10 protein-coding genes and 1 pseudogene are annotated in these 10,181 nt (G+C 59.9%); 5 read left to right on the top strand and 6 right to left on the bottom strand.

Annotated features, from left to right (window positions below):
• Nucleotides 1–196: 196 nt before the first annotated feature.
• Nucleotides 197–655 (bottom strand): SRPBCC family protein, encoded by a 459-nt coding sequence (locus tag ACYVL5_RS21755; RefSeq protein WP_460597669.1) that lies wholly within the window; start codon nt 653–655, stop codon nt 197–199.
• A 549-nt stretch (nt 656–1,204) separates the two neighbouring features.
• Here ACYVL5_RS21755 and ACYVL5_RS21760 point away from each other — a divergent pair.
• Nucleotides 1,205–2,188, top strand: a complete 984-nt coding sequence (locus ACYVL5_RS21760; protein WP_460597670.1) for a tetratricopeptide repeat protein — start codon at nt 1,205–1,207, stop codon at nt 2,186–2,188.
• 227 nt (nt 2,189–2,415) lie between these two features.
• On the opposite strand, the gene ACYVL5_RS21765 is transcribed toward ACYVL5_RS21760, so the two are convergent.
• Entirely contained in the window at nt 2,416–2,619 is a 204-nt protein-coding gene (locus tag ACYVL5_RS21765) for a hypothetical protein (protein WP_460597678.1), read from the bottom strand.
• 90 nt (nt 2,620–2,709) lie between these two features.
• On the opposite strand from ACYVL5_RS21765, the gene ACYVL5_RS21770 reads away from it, so the two are divergent.
• Genes ACYVL5_RS21770 through ACYVL5_RS21780 form a run of 3 tightly spaced genes read left to right on the top strand, consistent with a single transcriptional unit; the run spans nt 2,710 to nt 6,301 of the window.
• A complete protein-coding gene (locus ACYVL5_RS21770; protein ID WP_460597677.1) occupies nt 2,710–3,867 on the top strand; it encodes a lipoprotein N-acyltransferase Lnb domain-containing protein in 1,158 nt (385 codons plus the stop codon).
• A gap of 42 nt (nt 3,868–3,909) precedes the next feature.
• On the top strand, nt 3,910–5,646 hold the full coding sequence (locus tag ACYVL5_RS21775; RefSeq protein WP_460597671.1) for a hypothetical protein: 1,737 nt from the start codon (nt 3,910–3,912) through the stop codon (nt 5,644–5,646).
• A gap of 55 nt (nt 5,647–5,701) precedes the next feature.
• The gene (locus ACYVL5_RS21780; protein WP_460597672.1) at nt 5,702–6,301 is read left to right on the top strand and encodes an OmpH family outer membrane protein; all 600 of its coding nucleotides are present in this window, start codon (nt 5,702–5,704) and stop codon (nt 6,299–6,301) included.
• Here the strand turns inward: ACYVL5_RS21780 and ACYVL5_RS21785 are convergent.
• Nucleotides 6,294–6,899 (bottom strand): TetR/AcrR family transcriptional regulator, encoded by a 606-nt coding sequence (locus ACYVL5_RS21785; protein ID WP_460597673.1) that lies wholly within the window; start codon nt 6,897–6,899, stop codon nt 6,294–6,296. The two genes, ACYVL5_RS21780 and ACYVL5_RS21785, sit on opposite strands and share 8 nt — an antisense overlap.
• A gap of 165 nt (nt 6,900–7,064) precedes the next feature.
• Between ACYVL5_RS21785 and ACYVL5_RS21790 the strand changes: the two genes are divergently transcribed.
• The gene (locus tag ACYVL5_RS21790; RefSeq protein ID WP_460597674.1) at nt 7,065–8,630 is read left to right on the top strand and encodes an acetyl-CoA hydrolase/transferase C-terminal domain-containing protein; all 1,566 of its coding nucleotides are present in this window, start codon (nt 7,065–7,067) and stop codon (nt 8,628–8,630) included.
• 133 nt (nt 8,631–8,763) lie between these two features.
• Here ACYVL5_RS21790 and ACYVL5_RS21795 read toward each other — a convergent pair whose 3' ends face one another.
• The 3 genes and pseudogenes from ACYVL5_RS21795 to ACYVL5_RS21805 form a co-directional block, all read right to left on the bottom strand.
• Nucleotides 8,764–9,384 carry a class I SAM-dependent methyltransferase gene (locus ACYVL5_RS21795; RefSeq protein WP_460597675.1) on the bottom strand — a complete coding sequence of 207 codons (621 nt, stop codon included), beginning with the start codon at nt 9,382–9,384 and terminating at the stop codon, nt 8,764–8,766.
• A gap of 10 nt (nt 9,385–9,394) precedes the next feature.
• Nucleotides 9,395–9,919, bottom strand: a complete 525-nt coding sequence (locus tag ACYVL5_RS21800; RefSeq protein ID WP_460597676.1) for an outer membrane beta-barrel protein — start codon at nt 9,917–9,919, stop codon at nt 9,395–9,397.
• A gap of 145 nt (nt 9,920–10,064) precedes the next feature.
• Nucleotides 10,065–10,181: pseudogene (locus tag ACYVL5_RS21805) on the bottom strand (IS1595 family transposase); the annotation flags it as partial.

Below are 10,181 nucleotides of genomic sequence, written 5' to 3' on the forward strand. Positions count from 1 at the left end.
CCCTCTCCCGGAGGGAGAGGGAGGGAAGGGAGTGGCAGAGGCCGGCCGGTGAGCTCGGTAAAGCCGGGTGAGGGTTGAGCCGGGTGAGCGTGGGCGTGGGCGTGGGCGTGAGGGAGCCGGGGTAAGACACGCGGTAGAGCCAGGGGAGCCGATGTCCCGCCGCACTGGCGGTGACATCGGCTATGGTTGGGGGACTTTATTCCCTGTGTTCGGTGGTGACGTACTTTTGGATGTTTTCCAATTGCTCCGCCCAACCCTCTTCATGCATCTGGAGCGCTTCTTCGCGGCGGTGGGGCGGGAGCTTGTCGAAGCCGGTTTCCTTCACGCGGATCAGGGTCCCGGTCTCGATCTTTTCCAAACGGAACTCGACCAGCGTGGGGGTCTCCTGGGAGTAGTCCACCGAGGGGTCTATGGCGTAGGGATGCCAGGTGAAGGAGAAGAGCTTTTCCTGCTCCATCCGCTTGATCTCGGCTTCCCACTTGACGTGTTCGAATCCCGGATAGGTCATGTGTCCGGTGGTCACTTGCCCCTGGGTAAAGGGCGTTTCCAGCTTCGCCTGGAACCATTCTCCGAATTCCCGATAGTCGGTCAGCGCGTGCCAGACCCGCGAGACCGGCGCCTTCAGTTCTATGGTCTTCTCGACTGAGTCCTTCATCGTACACCTCGTCTTTATGTTGGCTAGGACTATGGTGCTCCCTTTTTAATGGGAAAGCAATCCCCCCCTACCTTCATCTACCTTCCTCGAACTCTTCAGCCGGGATGACTCCCCGAGGTGGAGGTGACGCGTGGCTCCCCACTACGCGCCGGCCATCCTTTATAGGAGTACCCACCTTCAAAGGTACGCGTATTTAAGAGGGGTAATCTTGTTCCCTCCAAAACCCGGTTAGAACTTTATTAAGTTCAGGCTGCTTCGTTATGGAACCGGCGCTGGGTGATTTCGACTATAGTCGACAAATTCACGCCTTCCACTGAGGGTGATTTTCGGCACAGCACTATTTCATAGCGATATTTGAATGGGGTGTTAACAGTAAATAATAATATTGTGGTTGATAAATTAAAGATCGTGTTGTAGGTGCTACTGTTATATTGGCCAATTAGTATTCAGATAAAAACTGAAACATGATCAGGCATGGTTGCTATCAGTATCTGCAGTTTTTTGAGTTTCAGCAGGTTTTTCTATTTCAATGGCAGTCGGAGGGAAAAATTGAAAAAGGCACTACTTGTCAGCTGGCTCCTGGTGTTGGTCGCGTCTTTTCCGGTCTATGCGGACAGTATCATCCGCGTTCAGTGTGACGATGATGACGCGGGGACTGAGGTGTATGTCAACGAGAAGTTCGTCGGGGAATGCCCGGTCGACGTCCCGGTGAAGGAAGGGGCGGTAACCCTGCGGGCCCGCAAGATGGTCAATAACGATTTCGAGAGAGTTTTCCAGAAGAAGCTCAGGGTGGCGGAAGGTGTGGCTCAGCGGGTCGAGATCGTCCTGTCCGCCCCCCAGATGACCCAGGAAGCGAAGCAGAGAAAGGAGCAGGCCGAGTTGCTTGCCGACCGCCAGGCGGCGGAAGGAGGCGACGTAATAGCCATGGAGAAGATGGCCATCCGTTATGACTTCGGCAAAGGTGTCACGGAGGATGCCGTCGAGGCCGCCCGGTGGCGGCAAAAGGCGGAGGAAACCAGGGCGAACGTCGCTCTCAAGGCAGCCAACAATAACGACCTCGAGGCCATGAAGGATATTGCGGACCGTTTCGAGACCGGCAAGGGGGTGCCGCAGGACTCCGAGCGTGCCCAGGCTTGGCGCAACAAAATCAAGGAAGTCGAGCGGACCCAGGCCGAAGAACGCCGAGCCTGGGACGCTAAGATGAAGGAAGAGGCAAAGCAGGCCAGGATAGATCAGATTTCCTACTTCCAAAATACCAAGGAATATCTGGATCGTGGCTGGAAGGAGGCTCAGCGGGATAATAAGGAGGTGACCTACACGACCTGCGGACCGGTGGGGACCATCGAGTCGTTCCTGGCCGATCTGACCTCTATGCCGACCGTGAGCTACAAGATCCACCAGATCAAGAATGAGGCGGCTCTGCGCCCCTCCACCTGGGGAAAGCCTGACTCCATGATGGCGCAGGCCGCATCCAGGTACCGTAGAACTGAGGCGATCGATGATGCAAGGCCGGTGGTCGTGGCCGGGAGATGATCCGTTTCGCCCTGCTGGCGGCCCTTCTGTGGTTAGCTGGGTGCGCCACCTCCGGTATGTCACCTCCAGCAGCCGCCCCGGTGACTATCTCGGTGGCAAGCTGGGAAAGTTTGACGGCGGTCCTTCGGAGTGCGCCGCCCCCCCTGCGGGATACCCTCTCCAAGGAGATGGCGTCTCGGTTGGTTGTTGCGGGGGGGGGAGGCGCCCTCTCCACCTTGCCGCCCCCCTCAACCCGCGAGCTGCTGGTCGATCTTCTTTCCCGCTCCCCTGAGCCTCCACTCGGCCCGGATCGGGAATTCGGCCAATTGGCAGAGGTTGTTGCCGGGGGGGAAAGGGAGCTGGCCCTGGCGTATGCCGAGGCGCTGGCAGATTATCTGATCGACCCGGATTTCGCCTGCCGGCAACCGCTTTACGGTCGGTACTTTCGTCACCGGTACGCGGAAAATGCGCCGCCGGCCACCTGCCGAGGGGAGGTCCCCTTTTCGGTCCTCCCCCTGGCAGGAAACCCCTCCATCGTTTGGCTGGACCCCAGGCGGGTCAGCTCGATTCACCTGGTTTTTGCCGGGAAGAGTGGCAGCCTAGCCTCCCGGTTCGGCCACGTCGCCTTACGGCTGGTGGTCTGTCCAGAGGGGAAGTCGACAGCTGCTGACTGCGACGCCAACCTGTTCGAGCACCTTGTGCTCGGGTACGAGGCGCACGTTAATGACCTGGCCCTCGACACCCTCAAGGCCTTGAAAGGCGACTACCGGGCCTACCTGTTTGCCCACCCGTTCATGGACGTCTACCGAGGCTACGCGATCGACGAATTCCGCGAGGTCTATTCGCTCCCCCTCCGCCTTGACGATGCCCGGCGGGCGGAGATGGTGCGGGAGCTTTCCGGTGTCCATTGGAGTTTTGCGGGGGGCTACAATTTTTTCACCCGCAACTGTGCGACACTGCTGCAAAACGCGCTCCGCGCCACCTGGCCCGAATTCGCCTCCAACTCGGCGATGAGCGGCGGCTTTCTTCGGCCGGACACACTCTTTGAGGCAATGAAGGGGACAGCGCTGACCGACGGCGCCGCCCTAAACTCTCTTGAGGCAGCCGAGCGGGAAGGGTTCTATTTTTCCAGCACCGAGGACTTTTATCGGAAGGCTTTGTTTGAGGTGAGGGGCCAGATGAAGAGCCCTCAATTCAATGACCTGGAAAGCTACCTGAGCATAGCACCGGGGGTGAGAAGGGCCGTCTGGACCGAGGATCCCTCGTACAGCGCCCGACTCGCCGGCGACCGCCATCTGCGGGAGGCGCAATTGATGCTGGAAGAGTATGCCCTTTTCCGCAGCGATCGGCTGCTGCTGGTGGAGGCTGCCAAGTATCTCGAGGAGCAGGATTTTGCCAGGCGGGCCGACAGTATCCGTTCGCAGTTGGATAACGCGCACGCCAAGGTGTTCGACGAATGTCTTCTCGCCCCGATTCGTGAGCATGCCCACCCGCTGAAAAGGTCCAACGGCATTCCCAGCAAAAAGGAGCTTCCCGCAGGGGCCGGTCACGACCAGGGCTGCCAGACGGTAGAGGCCAGGCGGATGCTTTTCGAGGCTCTGACAGCGGTCAAGGACGCCACCTCTGACCAGTGGCATCGCCTATTGAACCTTTCCCGCTATATCACGGACACTGTTGCCAATATTCAATCTCTTAAATGATGTGTTGTCTTGTTATCGGATGCCCCTTTGGAGGGAACAAACATGAATGCGCGTAAGCAACTTGGCCTGATGGTCATTACCTTCCAGATTGTCTGTTCTTCGCTGCCGTCGCTGGCGGTGACTGAACAGCAGATGAAGATGCTCGACCAGCTCGATCAGCTGGACCATCTGGAATTCTCGTCACTTTCCGACAAGGCATATGCCTGCATAAAGCGCCGTGATTATGACTGTGCGGAGAAAAAAATCGCCAAGGCTGCTAAGTACGTTAACAATCCGCAGGATAAATCGGCTCTGCGCTTCCTGAAGCAGGACCTTGCCGCCGAACGGAAATACGAGGCGGAGGAGAAGGCGGCCAAGGAGGAGATGGAGCGCCAGATCCGGCTGGCGGAGGAGCGGGCCGCCAGGGAGCAGGAGCGCCAGAGGCAGGAGGCCGAAGCGGAGAGGCGCCGGGAAGAGGAGAGGGCGCAGAACGACAACCTGATGAAAGGGGCCTTCGCTATTGCGGCGGGCACCATGATTGGGGCAGCCGCCAAGGGGTACTCTCCCGACCAGCAGGCCCGGTTGGTTACTTCGACCGCAAAGGCGGTCTACAACGGAGACATGGAGGGGTTCAACTCCACCGTGGATCAGGTCAAGGCGGAACGGGAGCAGGAGTTCAACGCCAAGATGGCGGCGATACGCGAGCAGCGCGAGCGCGCCCAGAGGGAGCGTGAGGAGCGGATGCAAAGGGAGCGCGCGGAGCGCGAGGAGCAGTACCGGCGGGCGGCGAGGGAGCGGGAGGAGCGTGTCGCCAGAGAGCGGGAGGAGCAACTCCGGCGGGCTGCGCGGGAGCGGGAAATGGCCGCCCGCCGCGCGGAGGAGCGGAGACAGGCGGACCGACCTTTGGTCCAGAAGTACGTAACACCGCAGGTCGTCATCCCGACCTGGCAGAACCATCCCACGGGAAGGGTTGTCAACGGTCACATGGATGGAACGGATTTAAGGGTGGCCTCCAACGCCGGTACGACAGGCTCCTCGAATTCTTCCTGGTCGAACGGTACCTCATCCTCGAGCGGATCCCAGAGCGGTTCGGGATACTCTAACGGCTCCCCGGGCGGCTCCGCCTCCTCCAACGGCCAAAACGGATCGGGAGCGTCAAATGGGTCCCGGAACAGCTTGTCAGGGTCGGGTTGGCGCCAGGGGGGATCGTCCAACCAGGGGGGATCGTCCAACCAGGGGGGATCGTCCAACCAGGGATACGGTCAGGCACCGTCCTCGGCGTATCCTGCTCCCGGTGGCCGCCAGAGCCCCTCACGTAAGCAGGTGGCACAACAAACCACCAGTAACTCTACCCAGCAAAAGCAAACCACGTCGAGTAAACCAGCCGCACAACAGCCTGCCAAAGATGGTTCACAGGTTAACGGTAATCCGGTGGCCGTCTCTTCTGTGGATATCGGTAAGATTGGCAATATATACGGAAAAACATTGTATTTTGGAGGAATGAGCAACACTGATTGGCGGAAATTCCTTCCTGGAGGTACAGGACAGTACCAAAATGATTGTGCGGAAAATAACCAGGGGGCGTTCACCTGGGAGTTTGTCCCCTCCGACTCTGGTCCATATCAAATCAAAACGTTTGCCGAATGGGGATGGGGGGGGACCCACACCGGTAACGCCGCTCTCATTATGATGCATTTCACGAGTGGCTGCCAGGCTGGAGAGGAATTCGGGGGGATCATAGGAGTCAATGAAAGTGGCAAGGTGCTGCAGGGCACGGGGTATGGATTTATGGAAAAATAGTCCCACTCAACACCATCGCCGCAAAAACCTTGATCAGATTTGAAGGAGGGACGTGATGAATTTCCAGAAAGTTTTGATGGTGGTGGCCATCGTGTTCCATTCAAGCCTCGCGCTCGCCCAAACGAACGGGTTTTTGAACATGAACAGGGGGCTTATTGAGTCCAAGGCCGCCCAAAAGGCAAAGTCGGTGCTTGCCGAAGTCGCAAAACGCTACGAGGCCGAGAAAAAGAACCGGGAGGATGTGTTAAAGGCATTGAAGGCAGAGTTGAAGGGAGATTCGATGCCGCTACCGGTCAGGCAGGCAAAGGAAAACGAGTTCAAGAGTAAGATGGCGGATTATAAAGCGTTTCTGAAGGATGCCCAATCGGATCTTGAGGATATCAATTCCAAACTGACGGATTACATCGTGAACAAGCTGGTAGCGGTGGCCAGATCAGGTTTCGACCGCGACAAGTTTTATGGGATATACGTTCTGGACAGCGAGACGCATGGATTGGGCCAGCGGATCGCCGGCCAGTCGGGAGGAAGCCTGGAAATTCTCGATTGCGAGGATCTGACCGATCAAATGGTAGCGAACCTGAACCGAGATGACACCCTCCTGGCGACCATCGTTTCCCGTCCGCCGTACATACTCCCTGCCGACGCCGTCAAATAGGGGGCGGCTCGCAGGATACCCCCCGGGTGAAGATGGAGAGGTACTGGTGGACGAGCTGCTCGTCCTGCTCGGGGGAGTGGTTGATCAGGTTTTCGGTGGCGAGCAGACTCAGGAAGAAATAGTTGACCATCCCGGCCAGGGCCAGCGCGGCGTTGGTCGGCTGGACGTCGTCCCGGAACTGCTTGCGCTTTTTCCCTTCCTCGATCACCTCGGCCATCGCCACGATGACCTCGTCGATCACCGGCATCACGATCGGCTCGAAGAACGGGGTGGGGTTGGTCAGTTCGCTCGTGTAAAAGCGCAACAGGTGCGGGTTGTTGCGGTGCCGCCTGAAGGTCCAGCGGAGATACTCCTCGATCATGGCGACCGGGTCGCTCACCTGTTCCCTGATCTGGTGGATCTCCTTGAAGCTCGCGAACTGCTGCCGGAGCACCTCGCAGTAGAGCCCTTCCTTGCTCCCGAAATAGTAGGAGATCATCGAGATGCTCGTCTGGGCCTCCTGGGCGAGCTCCCTGATACTTACCCCGTTGAGCCCCCGCTCGGCAAAAAGACGGGTCCCCACCTCCAATAGCTTCGTCCGGCCGTCCACTTTCTCCATAGCCACCCCAACCCGTTGAAATGAGCTAGACCTTAACAAAAACAAACAGGAAATGCCAATTCATATTGCAAACAGAACGACGTGCTGATATGGTGTAGACGCCGAACGAACGTTCGATCTATAACTGCCGGACACACCATAACACAAGTCAGGAGGAAGAGGTACATGTCGGAGGAATTCTACCGCAGGATCAGGAAATCGAGCCTTCACACCAGGGTCAGAAAGGTTGAGGACGTCATCCCGATGTTCCAGAACGGAATGAACGTCGGCTGGTCCGGTTTTACTCCCGCCGGATACCCGAAGATGGTCCCCATCGCGCTGGCCGACCACGTCGAGAAGAACCAGCTGCAGGGAAAACTCAGGTTCAACCTGTTCATCGGCGCCTCGGTGGGGGTCGAGACCGAGGACCGCTGGGCCTCGCTCGACATGATCGACCGCCGCTGGCCGTACCAGACCGGCAAGAACATCCAGGCCGGCATCAACACCGGCCGCATCCGCATGGGCGACAAGCACCTCTCCATGTTCGCCCAGGACCTGGGCTACGGCTTCTACACCAAGGAAAACGGCGGGCGCCTCGACATCGCCATCATCGAATGCTCCGCCATCACCGAGAACGGCGACCTGGTCCTCACCGCCTCCTGCGGCGCCGTCCCTGAGATCGCCCAGATCGCCGACAAGGTCATCATCGAGATCAACACCTCGATCCCGAGCTTCGAGGGTCTGCACGACATCGTCGAGCCGGTCGCTCCCCCCAACCGTCTCCCGTACCTGATCAGCAGGGTCGACGACCGCGCCGGTTCCCCCTACGTCCGCATCGACAACGACCGCATCGTCGCCATCATCGAGTCCGACCGCCCGGACAACGGCCGCGCCTTCAGCGAGCAGGACGACACCTCCCAGGCCATCGCCGCCAACATCATCGACTTCTTCTCCACCGAGGTGAAGGCGGGAAGGCTCCCGGCCAACCTGCTTCCGCTGCAGTCCGGCGTCGGCTCCATCGCCAACGCGGTCATCGGCGGCCTTGCCAACGGCCCCTTCACCGGCCTCAAAGTCTGGACCGAGGTGCTGCAGGACACCATGCTCGACTTCTTCGACTCCGGCAAGCTCGACTTCGCCTCCACCGTGTCGCTCTCCTTCTCGGTGGACGGCTTCAAGCGCTTCTACGACAACTGGGACAAGTACAGCAACAAGGTGATGATGCGCCCGCTCTCCATCGCCAACCACCCGGAGCCGATCCGCCGGCTGGGCTGCATCGCCATGAACACCCCGGTCGAGTTCGACATCTACGGCCACGCCAACTCCACCCTGGTGGGGGGCACCCGCATGATCAACGGCATCGGCGGCTCCGGCGACTTCCTCCGCAACGCCTACCTCTCCATCATGCACACCCCGTCGGCGCGCCCGACCAAGACCGACCCGACCGGCATCACCTGCGTCGTCCCGCACGTCCCGCACGTCGACCACACCGAGCACGACCTCGACGTGCTGGTCACCGAGCAGGGGCTGGCCGACCTGCGCGGCCTCGATCCGAAGAGCCGTGCCCAGGTCATCATCGACAAGTGCGCGCACCCGGACTACAGGCCGCTTTTGCAGGAGTACCTCGACATCGCGACCAAGGACTGCCTGGAAAGAAAGGCCGGCCACGAGCCGCAGCTCCTCGACCGGGTCTTCAAGATGCAGGTGAATCTCGCCAAGAAGGGAACCATGAAGATCGACAACTGGGATATCTAATTCCAGGATTTTTGGGAAGCGTGAAGAAAAACAGCAGGGTGGCCAGGAGCTCCCCTGCTGTTTTTTTATGGGAATAGTGAGACGGCGAGCAGGTTCCGGTACGGCCGGGTCGGTTCCCTGCCGTATTTTGTGGTCAGCGCTTGGTGCCGGTGCCTTCGTAGAGGTAGCCGAGCAGTTTGGGCGCCCCCTCCCAGTAACCGGTGGTCATCCCTTCGAGCCGGAATCCTCCCGCTTCGAGGAGTTGCGGAATCGGGCGGTTGAGATTGCATCCGCCGGATACCCTTTTCCAGAGCGGGTTGAGCCTGTTCTGCCATTTCCGGCAGGAAGCGTCGGGGGCGATCCCGTGCTCGCAGAAGATGATCCTTCCCTCCGGCTTGAGGACTCTCCTCGCCTCCCGGAGGGCAGCCTCGCCGTCGGTGACGGTGCACAGGGTGAAGGTGAAAAGGACGGTGTCGAAGCTATCGCTCTCCAGCGGGAGCTTTTCGGCGATGGCATCGACCATCTCCACCGGCACCCGGCACGATCTGGCCACCTCGCCCGCCTTGGCGCGAAGGAGCCCGGACGGCTCGATGCCGCAGACGCAGTCGACCTTGTCCATTTCGTAGAAGGGGAGATTCTGCCCGCCCCCCATTCCGATCTCCAGTACCCGCCCTTCCGCGCGGCAGACCACCTTGGCACGCAGATCGAAGAAGAGCGAGCTGCCGCAGACGAGGTTGATCAGGCAGGGGAGACAGTACCGCTCGTACAGGTTCATGTCAGGTCGGTCAGAAACTGTAGCCGAGGCCGATGCCCGCGGTGAGGTAGCTGTCCTCGATCACGCGGTAGTCGAGCCTGATGAAGGCGGAGTAGTTTTGCGGGAGCGCGTAGTGGAGGCCGGCGCCGACGATCCCGCCGAACCTGGTCTCGCTGCGGGAGGCATCGGGGGCGGGGTGCCAATGGTCGAAGCTGACTTCGATTCCCCCCTCGCCGAAGGCGGAGAGTTCCGGGTCGATCCGCTCGAGCGGCACGAGATAGCGGAGATCGAGGTCGATCGGCACCCGGGTGGCGGTGAGATCGACGTCGCCCTTGGCGGTGCTGGCCCGGTAGTAGGAAAGCTCGGCCCGCGCCTGGAGATCGCTTCGCAGCTTGGCTCCGCCGGCCAGGGTGGCTCCCCATTCTCCGCCGAGGCCGTCGAAGGCTTCGGTCCCGAAACTAAGCGCCGCCTCCACGGAGCGCGCTCCCTCCATCGCCAAGGCGGTGCCGCTCACCAAGAGCAGCACCACGGCAGCCATCATCCATCGCATTATCATGAGACTTCCTCCTCTTCGGCTTTCAAAACTGCAGAAAGGGTTACGCGGAAAATGCCCGCGTGTCAATCTTTGGGAGGCCAAAACCTCCCTCACCCGGCCTTCGGCCACCCTCTCCCGGAGGGAGAGGGCACATTCCTTTTCCTGATTAGCGCCAATCTTCCGCTAGGCGTAACCACCGCTCTGGTCGGCTGCCAGTCCGGGCAGCGGCAGCAGCGAGGCGGGGAAGCATAGCAGCAAGATCGAAACGACGGTTAAAGCGGTA

This window comes from Geomonas sp. Red276, assembly GCF_054784495.1.

Coding starts and splice junctions, on each gene's coding strand:
- ACYVL5_RS21755 (WP_460597669.1), bottom strand. CDS start 655: ATGAAGGACTCAGTCGAGAAGACCATAGAACTGAAGGCGCCGGTCTCG.
- ACYVL5_RS21775 (WP_460597671.1), top strand. CDS start 3,910: ATGAATGCGCGTAAGCAACTTGGCCTGATGGTCATTACCTTCCAGATT.
- ACYVL5_RS21780 (WP_460597672.1), top strand. CDS start 5,702: ATGAATTTCCAGAAAGTTTTGATGGTGGTGGCCATCGTGTTCCATTCA.
- ACYVL5_RS21785 (WP_460597673.1), bottom strand. CDS start 6,899: ATGGAGAAAGTGGACGGCCGGACGAAGCTATTGGAGGTGGGGACCCGT.
- ACYVL5_RS21790 (WP_460597674.1), top strand. CDS start 7,065: ATGTCGGAGGAATTCTACCGCAGGATCAGGAAATCGAGCCTTCACACC.
- ACYVL5_RS21795 (WP_460597675.1), bottom strand. CDS start 9,384: ATGAACCTGTACGAGCGGTACTGTCTCCCCTGCCTGATCAACCTCGTC.
- ACYVL5_RS21800 (WP_460597676.1), bottom strand. CDS start 9,919: ATGATAATGCGATGGATGATGGCTGCCGTGGTGCTGCTCTTGGTGAGC.